Source organism: Paenibacillus sp. FSL E2-0151, assembly GCF_037993015.1.
In the GTDB taxonomy this organism is placed as follows: Bacteria; Bacillota; Bacilli; order Paenibacillales; family Paenibacillaceae; genus Paenibacillus; species Paenibacillus amylolyticus.
On the sequence record NZ_CP150308.1, the window covers coordinates 6,969,152 to 6,993,252 of the forward strand.

Annotated in this window: 15 protein-coding genes; 2 read left to right on the top strand and 13 right to left on the bottom strand. The window is 44.8% G+C overall.

Annotated features, from left to right (window positions below):
• Nucleotides 1–57 precede the first annotated feature (57 nt).
• The 3 genes from MHI55_RS30810 to MHI55_RS30820 all read right to left on the bottom strand — a co-directional run bounded on the left by MHI55_RS30810 (nt 58) and on the right by MHI55_RS30820 (nt 3,803).
• Nucleotides 58–2,349, bottom strand: coding sequence for a glycosyltransferase family 2 protein (locus tag MHI55_RS30810; protein ID WP_340388197.1), 2,292 nt, complete (start codon nt 2,347–2,349; stop codon nt 58–60).
• Complete coding sequence (locus MHI55_RS30815) at nt 2,349–3,443, bottom strand: bifunctional glycosyltransferase family 2/GtrA family protein (RefSeq protein ID WP_076252108.1); 1,095 nt, start codon at nt 3,441–3,443, stop codon at nt 2,349–2,351. The genes MHI55_RS30810 and MHI55_RS30815 overlap by 1 nt, the downstream gene beginning before the upstream one ends.
• A gap of 177 nt (nt 3,444–3,620) precedes the next feature.
• Nucleotides 3,621–3,803 (bottom strand): hypothetical protein, encoded by a 183-nt coding sequence (locus MHI55_RS30820; protein ID WP_340388199.1) that lies wholly within the window; start codon nt 3,801–3,803, stop codon nt 3,621–3,623.
• A 73-nt stretch (nt 3,804–3,876) separates the two neighbouring features.
• Between MHI55_RS30820 and MHI55_RS30825 the strand changes: the two genes are divergently transcribed.
• Nucleotides 3,877–4,620 (top strand): YheC/YheD family protein, encoded by a 744-nt coding sequence (locus MHI55_RS30825; protein WP_340388201.1) that lies wholly within the window; start codon nt 3,877–3,879, stop codon nt 4,618–4,620.
• An 83-nt stretch (nt 4,621–4,703) separates the two neighbouring features.
• Here the strand turns inward: MHI55_RS30825 and MHI55_RS30830 are convergent, their stop codons facing one another.
• The 7 genes from MHI55_RS30830 to MHI55_RS30860 all read right to left on the bottom strand — a co-directional run bounded on the left by MHI55_RS30830 (nt 4,704) and on the right by MHI55_RS30860 (nt 17,356).
• On the bottom strand, nt 4,704–5,042 hold the full coding sequence (locus MHI55_RS30830) for a hypothetical protein (protein ID WP_051449797.1): 339 nt from the start codon (nt 5,040–5,042) through the stop codon (nt 4,704–4,706).
• A gap of 256 nt (nt 5,043–5,298) precedes the next feature.
• Nucleotides 5,299–5,850 carry a DUF4303 domain-containing protein gene (locus MHI55_RS30835; RefSeq protein WP_340390665.1) on the bottom strand — a complete coding sequence of 184 codons (552 nt, stop codon included), beginning with the start codon at nt 5,848–5,850 and terminating at the stop codon, nt 5,299–5,301.
• A 327-nt stretch (nt 5,851–6,177) separates the two neighbouring features.
• Nucleotides 6,178–6,612, bottom strand: a complete 435-nt coding sequence (locus tag MHI55_RS30840; protein ID WP_340388203.1) for a hypothetical protein — start codon at nt 6,610–6,612, stop codon at nt 6,178–6,180.
• Nucleotides 6,613–7,131: 519 nt separating this feature from the next.
• Entirely contained in the window at nt 7,132–7,677 is a 546-nt protein-coding gene (locus tag MHI55_RS30845; protein WP_100526857.1) for a 50S ribosomal protein L25, read from the bottom strand.
• A 375-nt stretch (nt 7,678–8,052) separates the two neighbouring features.
• Nucleotides 8,053–8,829 carry a class B sortase gene (gene srtB, locus MHI55_RS30850; protein ID WP_340388205.1) on the bottom strand — a complete coding sequence of 259 codons (777 nt, stop codon included), beginning with the start codon at nt 8,827–8,829 and terminating at the stop codon, nt 8,053–8,055.
• Between the two features lie 22 nt (nt 8,830–8,851).
• Entirely contained in the window at nt 8,852–14,845 is a 5,994-nt protein-coding gene (locus tag MHI55_RS30855) for a carboxypeptidase regulatory-like domain-containing protein (protein ID WP_340388207.1), read from the bottom strand.
• 387 nt (nt 14,846–15,232) lie between these two features.
• On the bottom strand, nt 15,233–17,356 hold the full coding sequence (locus MHI55_RS30860) for a 5'-nucleotidase C-terminal domain-containing protein (protein WP_076252119.1): 2,124 nt from the start codon (nt 17,354–17,356) through the stop codon (nt 15,233–15,235).
• A gap of 591 nt (nt 17,357–17,947) precedes the next feature.
• On the opposite strand from MHI55_RS30860, the gene MHI55_RS30865 reads away from it, so the two are divergent.
• Complete coding sequence (locus MHI55_RS30865) at nt 17,948–18,574, top strand: hypothetical protein (protein ID WP_076252121.1); 627 nt, start codon at nt 17,948–17,950, stop codon at nt 18,572–18,574.
• Between the two features lie 52 nt (nt 18,575–18,626).
• Here MHI55_RS30865 and MHI55_RS30870 read toward each other — a convergent pair whose 3' ends face one another.
• The 3 genes from MHI55_RS30870 to MHI55_RS30880 all read right to left on the bottom strand — a co-directional run bounded on the left by MHI55_RS30870 (nt 18,627) and on the right by MHI55_RS30880 (nt 23,925).
• On the bottom strand, nt 18,627–19,742 hold the full coding sequence (locus MHI55_RS30870; RefSeq protein WP_076252123.1) for a response regulator: 1,116 nt from the start codon (nt 19,740–19,742) through the stop codon (nt 18,627–18,629).
• Complete coding sequence (locus MHI55_RS30875) at nt 19,739–21,469, bottom strand: ATP-binding protein (protein ID WP_340388209.1); 1,731 nt, start codon at nt 21,467–21,469, stop codon at nt 19,739–19,741. The genes MHI55_RS30870 and MHI55_RS30875 overlap by 4 nt, the downstream gene beginning before the upstream one ends.
• A gap of 164 nt (nt 21,470–21,633) precedes the next feature.
• Nucleotides 21,634–23,925, bottom strand: coding sequence for an S-layer homology domain-containing protein (locus MHI55_RS30880; protein ID WP_076252127.1), 2,292 nt, complete (start codon nt 23,923–23,925; stop codon nt 21,634–21,636).
• Between the last annotated feature and the right edge of the window lie 176 nt (nt 23,926–24,101).

Genomic DNA, 24,101 nt, shown 5'->3' on the forward strand with positions numbered 1-24,101 from the left:
AGATTATCAATAAAACTCCCATCACAAAATGAAGCACAATGAGCATCTCTATCTCTCCTAACCCTCTCTGGTGGCACGATCAGAATGTGGCTGAATCAAATCCGTCAGCAATTGGTCGATCAGGCCCTTCTCCACAATATCATCGATATTCTCCACCGAGAGAAGCACTTCGCGCTCACGGGCTGTCGTTTTTCCCGTATGTTGCAAAATGACTTCAATATTACTCTTTGTATAAAAAGTAACGACCGCTCCTGCCGCAATATCACCATGGAAACCTGTCGCGGAGAAGAAACGATAATTGAAGCTGCGCAGCGTACAGCTAGCATCATTGGTGAAATGAACTGGAAGCTGAAGGGAAAGCCGCGGCATTTTTCGCTGATCCGATCTGGGTTGAACAATCCGTTTTTTCACATTACGTAACATATCGTCATAAGCCGTATCCCACAGATTCATCTGCTCTGGCAACGAGTGTTTACGGTCGTAGATGATTTGCATGTATTGGCGGTTATCATTCTCATCAATCGGCTGAACCGTTGCGGAGTAACGCCAGCCCTCTCCATCCTGTTTCACATAAACGATGACTGCATCGAGATTGGCCTCATACCGGTCGGTTTTGACAACCAAAGAGATGATCTTCTGCTCAGCCAAATAAATGGGATATGGGACATAGAAGGCAATACCTTGCTCAGATACATCCACCGTCTTGGCCTGATAACGCAGATTGTTGGCTTGGTCGTGAATCGTGACATCTTCCTGCGCCCGAATCCGTTCTGTCTCCCGATACGCACGGCGGCCGATCATGAAGAACAGGGCATAACACAGCGCAATCATGTTATGAATCAGCCAGAAAATAATGATACTGCTGAAGAACAGCGCAATGCCGTACTTGCCATTCACATACCGAATCACGGCTGCAATGGAAAGCAACAGCAAGAAGATATGCGGAAGTGCATATAACAGAGCAGACATCCATTGTCGACCGCTTGCTCTGCTTTTGTTGGTGACCTTGAATTTTTTCTCGCGAATTCCCAGCGTCTCCAGGAGAACCGGCCAGATCAGATAAGGCATAAATATGGTATCGATAACCTGACTCCATCGCTGATTCCGAATATTACTGGACAGATATCGCATGGATACACTATAGAAGAAATAAGATGGAAGCCAGAATATTAGGATTTGCCAAAAGGTTGTATTCACAATCTGGAAGTCGAACAACGCAAACAAAATAGGTGCCAAAATGAAAATCAACCGATTAAAGAAGGACCACCAGTATAAGAAACTGCTTAAGTAGGTCACTCTCGTCCAGAAAGGAAGCTTACCAGATAAGGGTGCACGCGTATTCTGCAGGCTCTGAATGATACCCCGTGCCCAACGAATCCGTTGTTTAATCATGCTCTTCACTGTTGTTGTTGTCTGCCCGGCAGCTTGAACCTCTTGAGTCGCATAGGTAATATAACCTTCCTGCTGCAAGCGGATGCTTGTCTCAAAGTCCTCGGTGATTGTATTGAGTGGAAAACCTCCGATGTCTTCCATGCCCTGCCGCGAAATGATCGTATTACTTCCTGTATAGGCTACCGCATTGGAGGCATTACGCAGGATGTTCACTTCTCTGGAGAAGAAATCCTGTTCATTCGGAATACCTTGCTCTGCATACAGGTTAAACTGGAATAGATCCGGATTGTAGAAGCTTTGCGGGGTCTGTACCAGACCAAGCTTGAACTTAGAATCCATCTCGTCCTCTCGGCGAGGACGCCATACCTCATTCTCCTTAATAAACGTGGAGAGCATGAAATAGGGTACCGTTTTCATCAAAAAGGTGTGCTGTGGAATCATATCCGCATCAAACGTTGCAATAAGCGGAGAAGAGCTTTTGCTCAGTGCATTGTTCAGATTGCCAGACTTGGCATCCTTGTTTCCGGGGAACCCCAAATATGCTACACCAAATTGTCTGGCAAGCTCCTCTACCTCTGGTCTTGCTCCATCGTCACAGAGATAGATATGAACCTTCTGCTTGTCCGGGTAATCCATGAACGTACAGGCATTAACGGTTTTATATAACAGATCAACAGGCTCATTATGCGTAGCAATAAATACATCCACATCTGGATAATACTCCGGCGGAACGATTGGAAAGTCGAGCTGTGTACGTTCTTTTTGCATCTTTTGAAAGAATAATTCAAAGGTTGTCAGTACGGTGACCGTCTCAGCCACAATCAGCAGCATACCAAAAATGACGTTCAGAACGCCCTCACCCCATGGCAACGTAAAGAACGTACGCCATACCAAATAAATCGACATCAGGATCATCGTGATGACAAAAAAGATATTCTGCCTTTTTTCGTTTTGCACTACAACTGCTTCCTCCTTGCTGCAAATACCCATCTTCGCTGCAATTGGAAACTGAGCAGGAACAGCAAGGCATCACAGACGAATTTCGCCAATTTCTCATCTACGAAGAGAACGGTATGGAATATATATACACCGGTACTGGAAAGCAAGATCACTACTCCGCATAACGTCAGATAGCGCCATAGACTGCCCTGGCTATCCTCCTTGCGGAATACAAAGTGTCTGTTCAGTACATAGTTGACCACAATGGAAATCACTCTCGCAATCACGGTTGCAAGCAGAATTCTTAAATAGTGCTGCTCACCCAACACGGGCCGCAACGCGTCGATCAAAAACCAGGCGATGCCTAAATCCACAACAGAACTGGCCACCGATGATGAAATGAACCGCAGGAAATTGGAGAACAACACCCCCATGACCCGAGCACTATCCTGGATCGCTTTAAAATGAGTGCCTGCATTGCCATTCTCATAAATGACTTGGATTGGCATCGTATGAATCGGTATGCCAGACTGAATGCACGAGATGAGCATCTGCAGCTCATATTCAAATCGAGTGCCGCGAACATCCTGCATAAACGCAAGTAACCCTGGACCGAAGGCACGAAGCCCAGTCTGGGTATCTGACAGTTTTTTACCATAGAGCATGGCAAAAATAAAGGAGGTCATTCGATTGCCTAACAGGGACTTTGGAGGTATGTTCCCCTCGCTGAAATTCCTTACCCCGAGCACCAATGAGTCCGGATAAATCCTTGCTTCTTGGGCTATGCGGTATACATCCTCAGCTGCGTGTTGTCCATCTGAATCAGCGGTTACGACGAAGGAAGATGCGTCGAATTGCTTCCCAATATACTCAAATCCGGTCTTGAGTGCCGCACCCTTCCCCTGATTTTCCGTATGTGTCAGCAGAGCACAACCGTTCTCACGAAGCTCCTCGAAAATCGACTGGTAGGCCTCACCAGATCCGTCGTCTACAATAACAATATTAGTAAATCCATACTCTCGCAATTGCCGTACATAGGCTGGAAGTCTCTCATCCGGTTCAAGCGATGGAATGAGGATGATCGTTTCGCCGTTTTGTCTACCTATAATCATCCTGGTAAGCCTCAATTCGACATATTTTCACAGATTCTTTTTTGAATATTGTGAGTATAACATCGAAAAGGCATACAGTAAACGAATAACTTGTATATATATTGGTAATAAAGTTGCACTCTTTTATAAGCTAGTTCATAGGCGAAAAATACTAGTTGAGGGTTAGTCTAGTACTACTCAAACCATTTCACATTTGGCTCTTGTTTCAGTACATGTACCAGCACGGCATGCCGTTCCAAGGTGGTGATAGAAGTGAGCCTGCGTATCCAGAAGCCACTCGAAGCGTGAATGAACACCGCCCCAGAATGCAGTCATTTCTCGCAAAAGTTCATCTTCTGTCTCCATCGACCGATTGGACATGCATCGACTTACAAATCTGGACGAATGGCCACTTATGCGGATCACGAATTTGAATTAAAATTACCGTAGACGATTGAAAAAGGCTGTGATTCCAATGTTATTCGAAAGAGACAAATGGTTGCAGTATGGCATTCTGCGCGATGAGCCCTCTCTCGCTGAACGTTTGCCAGAAACACAGTTGCTTGAGAAGGATACGTTAACAAAGATGCTTCTTCAGTATCCCAGCGTTGTACTGAAACCTCGTAATGGCAGTTACGGAAGGGGTATCCTGTTCATTAAACGAAGCGGTGCAAATGCTTATCGTATTCAAAATGAAAATAACATAGTCACCATGAGAGACAACGAGCAGTTACTCGAATGGTTCGAACAAACAATCAAAAGTGATGAATATATTGTCCAAAAGCGTCTGCAGCTTGCTCAAATTAAACACAGGCCGTTCGACATTCGGATCATGGTTCAGCGCAAAAAGGATTCCTCGTCCACTTGGAACGTGACAGGTTCCTATGCTAAAGTCGCTGCACAAGGATACCAAGTCACCAATGTGAATAACCGCCCCATTCCCGTTTTTAAAGCACTGAGACTAGCTCGAATTGGAGATCGGCGCTTACTTGTCAGAGCGGAACAAGTTGCACGATTAGCTGCCAAACGATTGGGAGAGCATTACCCTATGCTTAGACAAGTCGGGTTCGATATAGCCATCGACAAGAAACGGCGAATTTGGATTATCGAAGGCAATTATCAACCAGCCTTACGGCCTTTCCGACTTTTGAAAGATTCCTCGATGCACCGCAGAATATTATGGTACAAAGAACATTAAAACGAAAAAAGACGACCTGCCTGCTAGCCCGGCAAGTCGTCTCTTCATGTTTCGTGCCTAATCTCGATATTAACCCTCTTCGGTTATTTCCGGCATTTTCTAATCGCACTTGTAACACGTGTCACTCGGAACTGATTTACCCCTACCTGTATAATGGCGAACTGGCTGTACGAAGTACCAGAAGAGGTATACGGTTCAGCCTCAATATTTCCACTCGGTGTTCTAACCGTCGCGGTGATTCTAGTTACCAGGCACACACCACGGTCGGAAGATCTCCAAGTCTCGTCACGCTGAACACTATATCTATCGTTGCTACAAAAAATCGATGCATACTCCACTACTCCACTCGCATTAAACGAAGTCGAGTTATAGATCTGAACAGGGTCATAACCACTAGGTGCTCCAGGTCTTCTATTTCCCATTCTCAAAACCTCCTTTTTATTGATAATCTATTAGATGCAATTAAATAGTTTTGGTGAGGTATAAATGTGGACAAGGCAGAAAAAGTGTGTTTGTCCGAGGGTCGCAGACACAAAAAAGAACCACCCTTTACTGTACAAAGGTGGTTCGAGAATTATAGTCCTATTATCATAATCATCTTATTCAGCCAATTGAGCCGAAACGGTACATTATAGAAGGTCAAATAGAAGGTCAAAACTCCCTAAATTGCAGATGCTTCTATTCTGCCGCCTCCGCCAACCATGCTTGCATAGCCGGAGATTCTGCCCGATTCAAACGTAAGGCAATTTCGGTATCGATCTTATCCGGCGGCATGACTTCAACAAGGACACATACGGACTCTCGTGGTTGATTTAAGTCAAACACGCCTTCATCATCGAGCATTTTCATCGCCAGCTCCATGGCGTTCAGCCTCACATCCAACTCGCGATTCCAATCATCATTCTCCAGTTCCGCAATGAAAGGACGTTCGTTATATCGTTGTTTGACATCGTCAAAGTGATCATCCCCAAAACAACAATAGGGCGAATCCGCATACGACCATTTGATGAGATCCGCAATCGTGGATACCGGCGTATCACTTTCCTCTGCTTGCCTAGCCGATTCTAACGCCAAAGCTTCCCACGACCATGCAGAGATACTTGGCGCATGTCCCTCGCCAGTAGTGTATAACGTACAATAATAGTAACGTTCACCATTTTCAAAAAGAGTACAAAAGGACGTTCTGGCGGCAGCAGCGATCTCTATGGCCAGCGGCTCTATTTCTTGCATTGGCTTCACGATTAGAGTTCCCCTTTCCATTCGTTGATCATTTGCCCCTTCGATATGAATTGGCTATTTGGACTAGATACCAGACACCCGCACCCACAAGGGCAGCAAACACTAGATTGATGCAGCCGAACACGATGAGTGACTTTGCTTGGCCTGGACCAATCCGGAAAGCCGTAACAAGCTGGAAGACAGCCGGTAGCAGAAACGCCAGCCAAGAGACGGTTATAAGCTTTTCTGTTCTGAAACTCCACCATACTGCGGAACATGAGGTAACTAGCAGTACCCAGGTACAGATAATATTTAGGGCGAACGTCATTTCAGCCCCTCCTATTTGCCATGAATCACAAGTCTATATTTACTGAAGATCCACGATTGGCTCAATTTGTGCATTGCATCATGGCTTATACGCACAGAGGGCTTTTGCTCCTTCATCGCATCTGCATCAAGGGCTGAGAAGCGAAGGGGTTTGGTCATTTTTTTGATAGAGTCTCTGATTTCATCGAAAAACGCATAGGTCAGTGGCTTATGGTCCCGGATATCCTCATATATATAGTACTTTCCTTTTCCATCTTCCAAATTAACTTGGAAACCTTTCGGAAATGAAATCAAGATACACGGCAGTTCATCCTCTGCCCATTGTCCGTGATATGGAAAAGAAACCCCTTCATTTCTCACAAAAAATCCTGAACTTTCTTGATCCGATGCAATAAAAATAGAGTAAACAAAGAAGGGATGGATGTCATCTCTCTTTTCTCCTGCCACAAAATACTGATAGAACGTCTGATACTCCTCGTACACCTGATTATAATCATGCTCTGTTCGGGCAGCATTGGTACGATGGAATTGCGCTTGCCGATGCTCCAAAAGCTGCAAAAGGCTTTTAAACTCTTCAGGAGTGATGAAGAATCTCAGTTTATAGAATCCGCTATTCTTTAATTTGTCCATTTCTTTTCGCTCACCGCCCTGTTTAGAAATGTTATGCCAATGACCTTAGCAGTTCGGGTTCAACTATATATGTATCTTATTTCCATTATAGTGATTACCTTTCCTGAGTCTACCTACTTTACACCTGAATTTTGCGTATGAACTTTGAAAAGGTAGCGAAATATCAGGATCATTGCGCCTGTACGCGAGCAAAAGACATACGTGAGGTGAATTCCAGACTACCCGCCTTGTGAGGATGGGAGCACGCCAACATCTCGTAATCAGCACAAATTAGCCGTACGGAATATCACCCGTACGGCTAATTTTGAATTATTCAGCTTTGCGAATTTGGAATTGTTAAGGTTTAACTACAGAGAGAAGAGACTCATTCCCCTCAGAGATCACCGTCACATCTGGAGCAAACGTTGCATCACTTACATGTAGCGTTTCTCCAAGTTCCATAGCACTAATGTCAAATTCAATCGACGTTGGCAAGTGTCTCGGCAATGCCTCCACTTCAATAGAAGATAATTGAACTTGCACGACTCCGCCCTGCTTTGTGCCAATCGGTGTGCCGTTGAACTTCACAGGAATTTTAGTACGCAGGATCTCATTGGTCTGCACCTGCTGAAAATCCACATGAAGTAAATCCCGTGTAACTGGATCACGCTGGAGATCTTCCAACAATACAGTCAATGAGCCTTTCTCTTCAAACTGCAGTTCTATAAAACCAGACGTACCCTGCTTCAACCATTTTTGAAATTGTATTGTTGGAATATGAATCATTTCATTCTCCGTATTTTTGCCAAACACAATACCTGGCAAACGCCCGGATTTACGTAAATCCCTAAGCCGGGATGTATTTAATGGAATGCGGGTCTCCGCCTGAAAACTAGTAGTCATGCTATGTTCGCTCCTCTTTATTAAATGATATTTTCACATTTTTCATACTCATCCAACCATCCCCTGTTGGGGCTAAAGAGAGAAACATAGCATCACCACCTCCATATACGATCCAATTAATTTTAAAATACATTTAATGTAAGCACCCTTAATATACATGAAGGCACTCTACTCCGAAGAGTAGAATGCCTATGGGATGATTCAACCCTATCATAGAAACATAGATTTGTCGATTTAACCCGCCATTTCCCATTTTGACGACTGGAACAGGCCTTCATGTCCATGAGCACCTTATTTCGGGGACAAGAAAAATCGCGTCCTCTAAGGAGAGAACGCGAAATAAAGCAGATTGATTTTGTTTTTCAGCATCGTCAATTAACGCTTTCGAGCCACCACCGCTAACCTACCGTTTTCGGTCGAATACTCGCATGTGGACAGCACAATAAGCTTGTCACCATACTGTGCTGTTACACCTGTGTCATAAAGAGAGCGTTGTTTGATATTCTGAACATATGAATCGAACTCGGCGGGCGTACTTACATTCTCAATCTGGTAGTATTTAAACACGTCGTCCGATTTGCGATAAACTTTTGACAGAATAACGGCAACAATCTCATACTCTTCCTTTTCGTAAAGCGTGCTGAACTGGAACGTCGCATGCTCTTGATAAAAGCTTTCACCCTTGTACTTCATTAAATCTTTAAACATCCAACCACTTTTCATGTGATGTCCATGAATCAGCAAAATGTTCGAATGGTTGGTCGTACTAGACTCGTCCAAAAAAGGAAGACCACCTTGGTTTTCTTTTCTATCGAAATCATGATTGAGATAGTACTCCGAATCCTGTGGGCTCTGCATGACTGGGTACTCAATTCGGGTACCGTCAATCTTCAGCCAGCCGACGATGTCTGAGTTCCTCTCGTAAAGATCTCGAAATTCGGGAAGCATAACCGGCTCATTGCCTTTATTGAACAAAAGGGAGGGGATTGCATCCCCTCCACCTTGTTCTGATCCTTCTGTCCAAACCTTTGTTAACTCTTCGATTTTCTGCTTCTCGGCATAATCTCGCAAGAAAGTCCTCGCAAGACTGACAAGTGAAAATACCAACACAAGCAAGGAAACAGCGATAAGAATTTTTTTAGTTTTGCTCATTTTCTTACCGCCTTCCCTTCCATTACTGGATGTGCTTTTTCTTCTTGTACCCGAGCAGACAGAACCCGATCGTCATTAGGGACATCAGCGCCAAAACCATATACAAGAATGGCGATACACTGTTATCTCCAGTTTTCGGAGCATCGTCCAACTCGTTGCTATCGTTCTTAAGCTGATCGTTACCATTGCCTGGTTCAGGCGTTACAGTGCCCGGATCTGGCGTTACCGTGCCTGGTTCAGGCGTTACGGTGCCTGGTTCAGGCGTTACGGTGCCTGGATCTGGCGTTACGGTGCCTGGATCTGGCGTTACCGTGCCTGGGTCAGGCGTTACGATGCCTGGATCTGGCGTTACGGTACCTGGATCTGGCGTTACCGTGCCTGGGTCAGGCGTTACGGTGCCCGGATCTGGCGTTACCGTGCCTGGATCTGGCGTTACGGTGCCTGGACCAGGCGTTACGGTGCCGCCTCCGTTGTTACCATTGCCGCCATTGCCGCCACCAGAACGAATTGGCTTCATTGGCACATCGTACCTGACAATGTCAAAATCGACTGAAATGGTACTACTTGTGTGCGTTTCGTATCCGTCTTTCGTTACGATCAGATAGTAATCCGCTTCAGGAAACACCATGTACGCATAGAAGCCATCTGCATCACTACTCTGCTCCGGGCTCTCGTTGTCGTACGGCGGGAAATTTGGAACCTTTGGAAGCGTTACTTTCGTACCCGGAATGCGGCCGTTATCTCTATTCCGCTGCGTATCCGCATAATACAGTGTAACTTTGGCTCCATCAATTTTCTTGCCAGTGACGGCATCTCCTGTCGTTTCATCATAGACCGTACCGTAAGGGTCGACTAACTCCTCTGAAATATTCAGCTCTCCGTTAGCTTTAACGTTAAGTTGCGCCACTTTGAGGAGCAATTCCTCGCCGGTCTCAGCTTGATAGCGAACTTCCATTGTGTACTTCTGCTCGCTTAGCCCTTCCACAGAGAAAGTTCCATTCGACGCCATAGGAAATGCTTTAGGTTGGCCGTTTTCCTTAACATAATTTCCATCCTTGTCTTTCAAATAGATATGCATCTGGCTAGTCAACAAATCATTGAATAGCACTGTTGTTCCATCCAGTTGTTTGAACAGAATGATCCCCACGGCCGTAATGTCCGCTGGAACAGTCTCGTCCGTTACACTGCTGTTCACTTTTGCTTTCTGCGTAAATTCAACAGGTACATCCTTACCGCCTACCCGATACAATTTCGTATATCTGATCGTATAATCGGTATCCGCTACGGCTGGAATTGAATATTCACCCTTCTCGTTCGTCTGCGTCTGAATCTCTTCGCCTGTCTTCAGATCAGTTACCGTAATCGGTGCATTCGGAATGACTTCTCCTGTGTTATTGTTACGCAACACGCCTTCCAGATACGGTCGGGTATTGGCAAAATGTGCTTCAGATAATTTTTTCTCTGGAATAGTGCCCATGTGAATGAGACTCTCTGGATCAGTCACATAGCCATCTTCCGTATAATCATCTTGGGTCACTTTGTACTGAAGATTGGTTGGAAGCCCTTGGACAATGAACGTCTGGCCATCTGTAAGCTCAAAGCTCTCACCGCTCTTGATCATACCCTTACTGCCGTCTGATTTCTCATAGACGTAGGATTCGTCCGATCCCTCGCCGGTGAAGGCAACCGTGTACTTAAACAGCTTCTTCTTGTCTTCATCTTTGCCTTTAACTGTGTTGCTGATTAATAGGCCGCCCTTCAAGACTCGCACGTTCGTGAATGGGGCATCTTCATCAATACCTTTCATGACCCCGGTATAGTACCGTTCCTCAGGAGTAGTCATGTATTCATCGATTGTGTAATCTTGTTGGGTAACTGTGTATTTCAGATTCTTAGGCAGGCCCAAAATATCCAGTGTCTCTCCATCCTTGAGGCGGAAAGTACCGCCGGACTTGATCGAACCTGTGCTGCCGTCCGTCTTCAAGTAAGAGTAACTTTCCTCTTTGCCTGTATCCTCAAAGTTGACGGTGTACTCGAACTCCTTCGTGTTATCGCCGCCGTTGCCCATGACCGTATTGCTGATGGTCAGCTTGTTAACGGTCCGTTCATTGATGAAGTCCGCTTTGTGATCACCTTTATTCACGATTGAGCCAGACAGCTCTCTCGTACCCGGTATCGTCGTATAACCGTCAACGGATGTATAATCAGCCTCGTTTACGGTATAGACCAGATCCGCAGGCAAGGCTGGGAACGTCACAGATTCCCCGTGCTTAAGGGTAATCTTGCCTCCGCTCTTGATCGTGCCGAACGTATCATCCGACTTCTTATAGGTATACTCTCTGTCCTTACCTTCGCCGGTGATGGTCACGTTGTACTCGAACTCTTTGTCCGGATCACTGCCGTTGCCTTCCACCTTATTGGTAATGGTCAGCTTGCCTTGGGCCGGTGTAGGCACGATCAGTGGATTATCAGAGGTTAATTTCACCCCGTCAACCCAGATGGGCTTCCCTGGCGTATTCCCTACATATACTTGGTATACTCTTGTAGTTGGCAGCCAAGTATTGGTGTCAATATAAGTTTCTTTCAGCTCATAATACCCTGGATCAGGGAATAGCAGATTAAGTTTCCCTCCGCTATCGGTTTTTCCTTTGGTGATTATAGTTCCGCCGTCTTTCTTATAGAGTGTAAACTCTACGTCTTTTAGCGGATTGCCATTGGGATCTACCTTTTTCAGAGGCAACAGAGCATTGGAACTTGAACTGCCAGCCACGTCCGAACTGTCCAGCGTACTTTCGCTTCTGGCACTGACAGATTTCAGATTGTCATCGCCCTCCAGTTTTACCTCGTTGCCCATTGTGTCTCCAGCTTTCGCTTTAGATGGATCAACTTCTGTTTGGTACACAAACTGGTAAAGCTGATTAGGGTCGTCCATTTTAAATGTTAGAACCGTAGCGCCACCCGTGCCTGGTGCAGCTTCTACTTGAACTTCAGCATTCGGGTCGCTGAGGTCAAGTGCTGCGCCCTCTCGTTCAAGAGTGCCGCTTGCGGTCAATTTAGCAGGATAGACTGCCATACTAGGTGATGTCAGCACAAGCTTTCCGTTTTCTTCATAACGCAAATTCATGCCTGCACCCAAGGTATCCTGCAAATAAACACCCTGCTTCATGTTAAATGGCGGGGTATAGTTCACCGTCCATTCCAGCACTCCTGGAACTGGCTTAGTTACCGACTTTCCAAGGGTCTGAATAGGTACAATAACTTTGCGCTGTTCGGTGACAACCTTCTCCACTCCACCCCATGTCATATGGAGGTCGGCTTTGTTATACAGCACCTGCTTGTCTGTGCCGTTGATAGTGTATTCCTCTAAATACTTCTGCAGAGCATCATTGGAAGGTCTTGCCTTCACCAGAATGATATAAGGACTTTCCAACTTAGAGAAGGTGAAGGTACCCTCGTTTCCAATGTGTGAAAAATGGACTACATGAGAACTAGTACCTGGTTCAATTAGAGTTCTAGCATCGTTTCTAACACCATATTCATTGCCTGAACCATTGTTCGAAATTCCTTTCCAAAGCTCAAAATCCTTAGTTTCAGAGAAAGGAACAAATTCCCACCCTTCGGGAAGTGTATCCACTAGCTTAATATTACTAATGACTCGATTACCGCCATCCTTAGCCATTTCTTCTGTGTTATATCCAGGCATATTAACCCCTAAACGGAATGTGACCGTCTTGGTTGTCCTGTCATAGCCAGAAATCGTCCATGCTTCATTGTTATCATCTCTAATGTAACTGCTAACATTATTCGGCGTCACATTTTCAAAATTACCATCTACTTTTAATGGCCTCGAAGCAAAGAGCATATCCTTGTTCAACATACGCAGGTGTAGGTTGGCACTACTATTTGCTTCTTTTACGGTTTCGCCATCAATGAGCAAAGCCCGATTCGAGCTTATTTTCCCTGCGTTAATTTCCTGTCTGAAGAGAATGTTCGGGTTGGTCTCAAGTGCACGGAAGCTGAAGGATGCCGCTTCTTCGGTGTATCCGGTCACCTTGATCAAATCCGCCACCACTTTACCGTCCACGGTTAATGGAATAGCTTTCATCGTCAATCCGGTTGCATTCGACTTCAGAGTTCCCGCTTTGTACTGCTTCCAAAGCTGCGCAGAAGTGATATTTGCTTTAATTTTCGCAATTGTCTCCGCACTCACCTCGCTGGTTTCATCTACAGCGTTGTCCAAGACGTTCAAGTCACCGCCATGCACAAGGACATCGTATACTACCGCGTTAGGTAAGGCATACTGTGGTGCTAGATTAACGGTCCACGTGATACTGCCCAGGTTATAATCCTCGGTTGATACTGCGCCTGTTTTTGTAAACGTGTGTGCGCCAATGCTGACGACTGCCTCATCTGTCACCGCAATAGGTCTTTTACCCGTCATTACATCGTTGTTCTGTATAACCCCTGGTGTGTCCAAATTCCAGTTGGCACGAGGGTCAATTTGGAAGCTGGAACCACTTATCGCCTTGCTTTTAATCAACAATTCGACTTTTCCGTTAATATCCCCGAAGGAATACACGCCGTTTGAATCTGGTGTAATTGGCGTTTCTTCAGATACAGCGCCATCTACCCATGTCTGCCATGCAGCCGATTCAAATTCCAGCCCAGCCGGTAATACATTTGTGATGGTAAAGTCCTTTAACTCTTTTTTATTATATTGGTTAACCGCGATCTTCCATGTAATGGTTTCATTCGCATGGTCATACGAAGCGCTGGCTTGAATCCAGTCGGGAGCAAAAGAAATCTCCTGACCTGCCTGTACCAACATGTTGTTGTCCTGTCTCAGTTCCACTTTGCCATTCATGTCCCGGTAGCTGCGACCAAGATTGTTTGGCGGATTCCGATGTTCGTAATAATAAGCTTCCTTTGGAATCCATGTTTTATATTCAACCTTTGGATCTAGACCTGTTCCCTCTGGAAATATGTAAGTCAGCGATCCGTCGGCCCCAATGACTGGCGTTACATTTTGGCCGTTTACTTTGAATGAACCCTCCTTATAGATACCACGGACATTTCCAAAACCCGTATTATAAGTGGCTGGATTCGTATAGAATGTCTTCCCGTCTAACGGCAATTTGACTGTTTTATCAAACTGATCGAATGCAGAGACGTTTGACTCCCAAGTAATTGCACCTTCAACCAATTGCGCTGGCTGAATCCCGCGGTAACCATACTGATCCCACCTGATCATTCCAGGTGAGCTTAAAGTAATGTTATACTCTGCTGTAACATCTGGGTTCTCTAGCTGATATGCACCACCAAAGATGTTGATCGGCTTTTTATCGCCATACGCTAGTCCCGTTATATCTGCATTGGCAGTAGATTCAAAGCTGAAGGCAATACCTCGTCCAACACCATTGAAAAAATTATCTTCACCGTTAAATACAATCTTGATGCTATTTGGAGTGAAATAGGCGGTGCCCAGCTGTTTTGTACCTGATTCCGTCTGTGCATTCAAGGTTTTAGTAGCTGTTGGCAGCACCACTTCCTTGAAGTAATCTTCTCTTTTCAGCTCGATCCAGTCACCCTTTTGGATGTATTTCTCAGGATCTGCATTAGTGGGATTTGGGTCATCACCATTCACTGGTACCTTGAGACCTTCCGATTTGAGCGTAAAGGGCTGTCTACCCTGAATAATACCGTTCGGATTAATAACAGCATTCCCCTGTGTCACTTCCAGCGGAAAGGTTGAATTGGATTCCATAAATACCGCTGTTTTGTCCGTTGGGACTGCCACCATCGCTACGAAATTATTCGGTGCATCGTACACTGCCTCAGGTACCGAAAGTGGTTCGTCGGCACTCGGTGAGTCAGATTCAATGACGGCTTCCATTCCGGAATCGGTTGGCACACTCTCCGCATATGCGGCGGTGGAGTATATCACGGTCTGCAAGACGAGCAACATTGCCAGAAATAAAGACAATATCGGTTTACCTATATTGCGTTTTTGTTTCAAACGAAAATCTCCTCCACTTCTAAAATTTTTGCAGCAACCAGAAACTTTTTCCCTTTTCTTTGGCCATTCCATCCTTACAACAGAAACTGATAAAATTCATCAAGTTCATATGGCTTGCCTTACCATTTTACTGTAGAGCCCTTACCAAATTCTGAACACTAAACGGTAACCAAACCATAGAGCCAATTCAGACATAGATTTCTCCATAGAATCGTGGATTTTAAGCATAAAAAAAACATCCTAAATTGGGATATGGCATTCTCTTGGATAAACCCTTTTCACCAATTAAAGAACTACTTGATGAGAGGGTTTATCCGTAGAGGAATGCTCATTCGCCCGATAGGATGTGTTTCTCTGTTTTAATATAAAGTTTGAATAAGTTCTACATTATGAAGCTTTTGCTGCAACAGCTTTTTCAATTAATGCTTTTGCATCGTTAGTAGTCAGACCTAGTTTAGGTTGAAGTGATTTTTTATCTGTTCCAGCAAAAATACCTTTGTCAATCAGTTTTGCCATAGGTTTAATTGCATAGGCAGACACGGATTTACCATCTTCGAAACTAGCAATAATTGTAGCAGCGTCTTTATCAGTCGCTTGATCTTTTACCAATTTAGCAAGAATGGTAGCAGCTTCTTCACGCGTGATATCCCGATCAGGATAGAAGTTTCCACCAAAACCTTGAATGAATCCAGCATGCATAGCTTCAGCAATCGCATCTGCATATGCAGCATTAGCCGCAACATCTTTGAATACAGGTGCTGTAGCTACTTCGTTAAGTTTCAACATGTCGACCAGAGCACTTACAAATTCAGCACGAGAAATGACTTCTGTTGTTACAGGTGTTTCTGTTGGCTCAGTAGATGCAGCCAGGTTTGTGATACGTCCTTCATTTTTAGCTTCGATGCTACCGCCCTTATACGTGTCTACGATGTATTGGTAGAATACATCCAGATCGATAGGACCTGCCAGGGATGATTTAGCATCCAGCAGCACTTTATAGTTATCTCCACCTGCAGCCATAAAGTTGTTAACTACAGCCGTATATGTTTTTGCAGGATCAATCGTTGTTCCATCTTCCAGACTAAGACCAGTAACGCGTTCTGCGACTGGCTTATTGAAATCTGCAGTGTATTTCAAACCAGAGATTTGGAGTGTTTTGGTATTAGGTGTACCGTCAGCATTGGTACCCCATTGCTGCTGCAACAAGGTTTTAACCTGTTCGCCAGTCAGCTCAAGTTTTACTAGAGTATTACCAAACGGTTGGATTTTGGCAAGATCAGCAAAGGTCACATCGCCTTGTGGCAGATCCGCACGAATACCGCCTGGATTCATAAATGCAAAGTCAGCAGCACTGGCCTTATCCCCAAAGTCTGCTTCACGCATTGAATCTGCAATGAGGTTGCCCAGAGGGGCTTCGTTATTATAAGCATCTGTACGGGTAACAGAACCATCCGTTGTACCTACTGGTTTCGTCAGCTCAGGATGCTTGTCTAATGATTTTTTAATAATAGCTAAAGATTCAGGGTCTTCTTTTACACCCTCTTGGAAAGTCGTTGTAACAGTCGCTGATTTTTCAGTTACATCCCCGGTAGCAGGGTCAATCATCAGCTTGATATCTTCAAACGCCGTACCATATGAGTAGGCTTGCACAATCAACTTTCCGTTCACTTCACCGTTAGCCAAAGCATGATTGTCACCTGCAACGATAACGTCAACAGGGGAGTCCGCCGGTAAAGCTTTTGCCAGATCAGCTGCTTCTCCAGTGGTTACACCTTCTTTGGTTGTTGCTGGATCATGTGCCAAAACAATGATCGTTTCTACACCTTGGTCTTGCAATTCTTTGGCATATTTATTAACGGCTTCCACTTCTTCTTCTGCGCTTAAGAAACGTACGCCAGCTGTCCCAGATGGAGATACTTTGGCAGGTGTTGATTTCGTCACTAGTCCGATAAATCCAATTTTGACTCCGCCCACTTCTTTAATCACATACGGCTTAATCAATGTTTTTCCTGTGGCAGTTTCAATCACGTTTGCATTGACGTAATCAAATTTTGCACCGGCATGTGTTACCTTACCTTCTTTTGGATCAAGGCCACCAAAGATCTGTGCCTTTAAAGCAGCGACACCTTGGTCGAATTCATGATTCCCTAAGGAACCTACATCAAAGCCCATCATATTCATCCATTCCATGGTAGGCTCGTCACGATCCAAAGATGAGGCTGGAGCAGATGCACCAACAGAGTCCCCATTATGGAAGAGTAGAGAGTGTTCATATTTGGCTTGAGCTTCTTTGAGATAGGTTGCTAGAATTGGAGCCGTTCCTGCCTTCTTATCACCCACGATTGATGTGGTATCTAACTGACCGTGGAAATCATTGATTCCAATCAAGTGTACTTCTACATCGTTACCTGCGGCAGAGACAGAACCTGTTGCGCCCAATAGTTGCGTGAGTAATAGTGCAGCGGTAGCTACACGCAGTGTGCTTTTACCCAAAACTTTTTTCCAAAACATGAATGAAAAAACCCCTCTCCAATTTTAGATCCTGAGATATTTTACCATAGTTCAATTCATAAAAATCATTAAATATATAAAATGGGTGTAAAAAGTTGAGAGATTGATAGAGGAGATGAATACCTATATCTCGATCTGCACCAAAATTAGTGTTTAGCTTCAATTTATTCAATCGAATAACAGGTTTTTTTCTAGCTCAGGAGACGAGAAGTTATAACGCATTGGTTGTAAGTAATAGATTCAAAATTTCATATAGAAAAATATGGCTTTTATATTTTTTGTTGCTATAATGGAAAATAAAGTATGCATTTTCACTTGATGATATAACTCCTCTACTAAAAAACACTTAGCTTCCATCTCCTAAAACACACACATCCCATTACATAATATGTATCAAAGATTTTCACACTTCTATTAAAGGAGGTGACCGTTGGGAGCATTTTAGATCTTAGTTCCCATTTTACACCAGATGGGGACGTGTTACCTCACCGCTCCTGACTGAATACAACGCAGAAACATGCAATAGCTGTAAGGATTTGTTGTTCTATGCATTTAACTTTAACCATTATAAGAAAAATAGGAGCGTGTCCAATGAACAAACGACTTTTTCCCAGATCTTTTCGAGTTCTTATGGCTTGCTTGTTGATTCTTGCATTTGCCGTACCAGCAACAGCTTCTGCTGGCTATCTTGGAGATAAACTCACGATCGGCCAAAGCATGGCTAAGGGTGACTATCTCACCTCCCAAGATGGCAGGTTCTCAGCCATCTGGCAAAATGACGGGAACTTTGTTATCTATCAAAACGGTTCTTCTCTCTGGAGTAGCGGAACTAGTAACAGTGGGGCTCTTTCGTTCAATTTTGAATCACAGTACGGGAAACCTGTCATGTATAAATATGGCATGAAATATCAAGACGTTTACCAATATGGTTATCGTTATGGTTTCAACCCGGCTACAGGTAAATTCGAATATTACACCGGTTGGGGATGGGATAAAGTTTTGATGATTGATACTTCTGTACAGGTAGCTGCCTGGTCTCCCAATACCACCTCATGGATTCCAGGTCATCACGGGAGCAGCTTACCTGCTAACACAACGGGTGACACACTGGTCATGCAAAGTGATGGGAATTTAGTTCTCTATAACACAACCCTGACCAATAGCAATTATCCGAACAGTTGGATTCCTGTCTGGGCTTCCAATACGGGCGGGCGTTAAAAAAATGAAGAGCCGCATGCTTTGCGGCTCTTTTTTGTTTATCAGGAGAATATCATTGATATTGTTCATATTGCTGTTGAATAGACAGCGAAGGCTGTAATCCAAGTTCATGAAGCAGTAATTGTGTATATTGCTCATAGTGGTTATGTAGTGATTTTCGATCTCCCATGGCTCCCAATATACTTAACAACAGCAATGTTGCCTCTTCCTCAAACTCATTGCGGGATACAATTCTTCTGGCAATGCGTGCTGCTTCATTATATTGATTCCGTTCCAGCAACCAGCTTGCAAGACGCTTGGCATAGGAAACGTACACAATTAACAATCTCTCACGTTCCCCTGTCGCCCAATCAAAAGATTTACCCTCAAACAACTCGCCTACGAACTGTTTCTCTAACGCTATGGCCGCTTTTTCATTAGCTATATTGAATTCAAATAACTCCAACATGGTCTGTTCGAATCGAATAAAATCAACATCGGCTTGATCTAAATCTACCCGATATTGCTCTTGCGCTGATAGGATCATCTCCTTGAACCCATGCTCGGATAACACCTTTCTAAGCTGATAGACAATCGTATTCAAGTACACTTCTGCCTGCTTGAGAGGCCTCCCTGGGAAGAGATCCTCCAGGATTCGGGATTTGGCTACACTTCTACCCTGTTGAACAAGCAGATAGGCAAATAGCTCCATGCTTTTCTTGGATTTCCATTTCACTGTACCCGCTTGCTTGCTGCTAGCCTCGAAGCAACTCAGTCCATGAACCGTCAGCCGATTAGGCACAAGGTCGTCAGCAAGATTAGAAGAAGATCTGCGTCTGCTGGCCGCCCTAGTGAGCGTCTGAGCCAGTCGCATTCTGGAAATCGGCTTAACCATGTAGTCCAACGGATAAACATCGTAAGCGTGAATCGCATATTCTGCATGCGAAGTGGTAAACACAATGTCAAGATCATTACAAACTGAGATCAAGCTGCGTGCAAGCTCTAATCCATTGTCCGTAGCAATCTGGATGTCCAGGAATGCGAGATCCACTTCCCTGTTCTTAACGAAATCGAGTGCCTCTGCCGCATTCTGAAAGCTTCCGACAATCTCCACATCTTGCATATTCGACAGCATCCGCTTCATTGCCAACAGCATGGCAGGCTCATCATCAACGATGAGAACTTTCATCTCTCTGTTCCGCCTCTCAAAGTGAAGTGAAATACGCTTCCTTGTCGCACCGTGCTTTCTGCCCACATATCTCCACCACTTAGTTGTACGAACTGTCGACTTACGAGCAGTCCAAGCCCTGCCCCTTTTTCACCTAATGTACCCGCCATGGAGTTGAGTTGCTTCTCGTTAAATAGCTGACGAACTCGCCCCTCTTCCATACCTACTCCGTTATCACGAACGGACACGATCACCATGTCTCCTGACAACTGAGCGTACACTTCGATTAAACCACCCAATTCGGAAAATTTGATGGCGTTGGTTAATAAGTTACGAATAATTAAACCAACTGTTTCCCGGTCTGCATATACATGGGTGCCTATAGCAATCTTATTCATCACGCTGATATGTTTACTCTCACTTTTAATGTGTAACATATGACAACAGTCCTCAACAACCTCCGAAAGCTCCAGTAACTCTGGACGAAGTGTCATGTCTTCAACCTGACTGCGAAACCACTCCAACAAGTTATTAGCCATTCCAAGTGTATTACGAATCTGGTCACCCAGCTGCTCAATGATCTCCTGATGATCCGCAGCGAAGGATTGCCTGTCCGCCTCCAGTAACTCCACGAGTTGAAACTGCAGCGCTAGCGGACTGCGAATATCATGCGATATAATTGTAAACAGTTGATCCTTCAACTGGTTCAACTGTGCCATCTGCTCCAGATGCCGTTGTTTCTCTGTAATATCAAAAATAAGAGAAATATTACCCTGTGCCTTACCCAGTGTATATAATGGATATACGTTTACACTATATATTTTTCTTTCTCCATCCAGCCACTTATCAATCTCTACACTGCCCGGTTGCATAGACTTGCTCAGCTTATACCATTCTGGCCAGGACGCTAGGATTTCCGATATATTCCGACCCGAAATATTGGTATAGCCCAACTCTGAGAACCATTGTGAAGCTCGATTATTGTTATCGATGACCTTTCCCGAACCATTCACAATCACAATACTCTCCTGCAACGTATCGAGCACAATATTCCTGGCAATCGGAACGGTAGAGAAGAACTTAATCCTCAGAATAATCACCAGCATAATTGTCCCTGTAGATCCGCAGTAAACTGTTAATGGAAGTAACCATGATGACCACTCAGGCTTCACAAATTTGATAATCTCCAGGACAAACGGTAATGTAGCCAGAAGGAGAACCCACATTCCCGGCTTACGATAATCACTCCTAATATTCCTTACATACTGAAATAAATAGTAGAGGCATATAACCACTGCACTATAGCAAATGAGGCTGAATGCTCTAGAATAGAGGGTTTTTGTTGTGACTAGGTGGTCATTATAAAGCTCAATCGTCAGATATATAATATGAAAGTTTGGGTCAAGCCACATAAGCAACGACCACGATACAAATACGGCAAACAATAGGATCTTCCATTGGTTCTTCAGCAGCTTGTCTCGACCGACTAAGTGATAAACGAATAAGATCAAGAAAGGGACCATTACATTTTGGGTCGTATTCTGAATATTGCGAAAAATTAATTTAGTCATAAATACATCGCTATGTCTCTCCAGAATGATACTGCTTGAGTACATCATTCGGCATACGATCAAACCTACGAGGTAGATTACTCCGCGCTCTCGTCTAAACCCGTACACAGTGAGTAAGATGATACCCGTCATGATCAATGAAACAATCATCAGGATAAGTTCTACAGTGGAATTCATACATCAGGTCCCTTTATATTTAAATTAAGAAAATATACACCTTATGCCTTTTCTATCCATAATAGTAGAGGGAATTATGGATTACAAGCATATCTCCTATCAGGCTTCAACAAAAACTGACCCCTGTTGTCATCTAATGACATCAGGGGTCAGTCCTTTATTGCTTAATGTATAGATTTCCAAAGTCGCAAGAGTACAACCGCAGCTTCGGCTCTTGTTGTTCGTCCCTCCGGAACAAATCGATTACCCGCTTGCCCTTTCAGAAGTCCGTGCTCTCGAGCAGCTTCGATATAAGCTTTGGCCCATGTTGGAATGTGTGTATCATCAGAGAAGTAGGGGCTATCCGTACTGCCAGCCTTCCATTCCATGACCTTGGATACCATTGTAGCCATCTCTGCACGGCTTACCGTTTGCTTCGGTCTTAATGTTCCGTCGGGATATCCTTGCAGAGCGCCCTCAGATACGGCTGTCTGGATCGTCAGGTGTGCCCATGCCGGAATGCTCTCTGCATCGCTGAAAGATACCTCACTTGATTCGTTACGTATCGGGATCTGAAGTGTCCTCATCAGCATAACGGCGAACTCCATTCGTGTTACGTTGCCTCTTGGTACAAAGGTCTGGGCATCCATCCCCTCCACAATACCCAATTCGGCTGCCTCGCATATATCTGATGTTGCCCAGTGATTCTCGATATCCGTGAACCGACATACCGGAGCTGAAGGAACATGATGTTCATCATGGGTCATACGGTTAATGGTGACGGTATACGTCTTGATCGTTCCATCCTCAGCTTGAACCGTAAGGGTTAACACATTAGCACCCATCACCAAAGGAACAGTCGTCATCTCACTTATCCGTTCTCCCAACAGCTTCACAACCGCCTTGGGATGGGCTGAAGCTACTTCCAGTTCAACCTGCGCAGCGTCTGTTTCTACTGTATACGTCGTAGTCCCCGACGTGAACTTAGGAGATAATTCCAATGCCTTTCCGGAATTATAAACATTTATTTTAGCTAAAGCTGCCTGGTTAGATGGAGATGAGGTTACTGCAGGCGGAGCAGACGAATTACCGCCTTGATCTATTGGGCTCGGTGCTGGTGCCGGCGTTGTGTTATCCAGTAGAAACGGATTCGAAACAGCCTCCTTAACATTCCCCACTTTGTCTACTGCGCGAATGTGTAAGTACCAACTTCCATTCCCGCTAGTCTGACTCAACGTATCGCCGTCTCTAAAGGGGAACCAGCCCATTGCCGGAACGGCCGTACTTTGCGTCCACACATATTGTAGTGAATGATCATCTATTCCGCTTTGTAGGTCGCTGACCGTTACGATACTCGCTGCAGTTTTCGCTGCCACTACACCACCATTCGTACCAAACTGCACTTCCGGAGGCGTTGAATCGATCGCCAGCGTAATGGTATACGTTTTACCGGGTAACAAGTAGGGCTCCACGCGAACAGGAATAACCGTATCCGTGGTTGCTCCCGCAAAGTTTATCATCTTCGTGCTACCTGACGGCAGCAGCTCACCGTTCACATACATAACTGTCTGGTCAGTGCTCTCGAGTGTCGGCGTTACATCTACACTGGACAGCGATTGACCGTCGTAATAATACGTGTAGTCCATGACTGAAGGATCAAAGGATTCTGTGAAATCCCCTTCCTGTAGCTTAAGCCCGCTCAGATTGGCATTCCCAGGTACATTCATTTGTCCATCCTGATTAGATCCCCAGGTAATTACGGTACCATCTGACTTTAAGGCAAGCGAATGAAAATGACCTGCAGCGACCGCCACTACTCTTTCTAAGTCGGCTGGTATATTGGTTTGACCACTATTATTGTATCCCCAGGCAACCACTGTGCCATCTAACTTTAGCGCTAATGAATGATATTCTCCTGCAACAATCGCCACTACTCCGTCTAAGCCCGCTGGCACATTGGTTTGACCGTCCTGATTAGATCCCCAGGCAACCACTGTGCCATCTGACTTTAGCGCTAGTGAATGAGTTTCTCCTGCAGCAATCGCCACTACTCCGTTTAAGCCTACGGGCACATTGGTTTGACCCCTATTGTTGCCTCCCCAAGCGACCACTGTGCCATCTGACTTCAGTGCAAGCGAATGGATGTTTCCTGCAGCAATCCCCACTACCCCTTCTACAACCACTGGTACATTGGTTTGACCGTTGGTATTGTTACCCCAGCCGACAACCGTGTTGTCTGACTTCAATGCAAGCGAATGGCTGCTTCCTGTGGCGATTGCCACCACATCATTCAAGCCCGCTGGCATGTTTAGTTGACCAAAGCTGTTGTTCCCCCAGCCGACCACCGTGCCATCTGACTTCAATGCAAGTATATGAAAATACCCAACATCAATTGCCATAATATCGCTTAAGCCTACGGGGACGTTTAGTTGACCAGGCCCCCAGCTAACCAAGGTACCATCTGACTTTAACGCCATTGAAGCATTACCTCCTGCGTCTATTTTCTCCGCTTTAACAGGTGAAGAAGGATCTGCAGCATAAACTGATCGCACCTCGAATGGAACGATTATGCTGAACAACAATACGAAGCTTATAACAAGATAAACCGTCTTTCTCCAATTAAACGATAACAATATGTATCCTCTCCTTCATC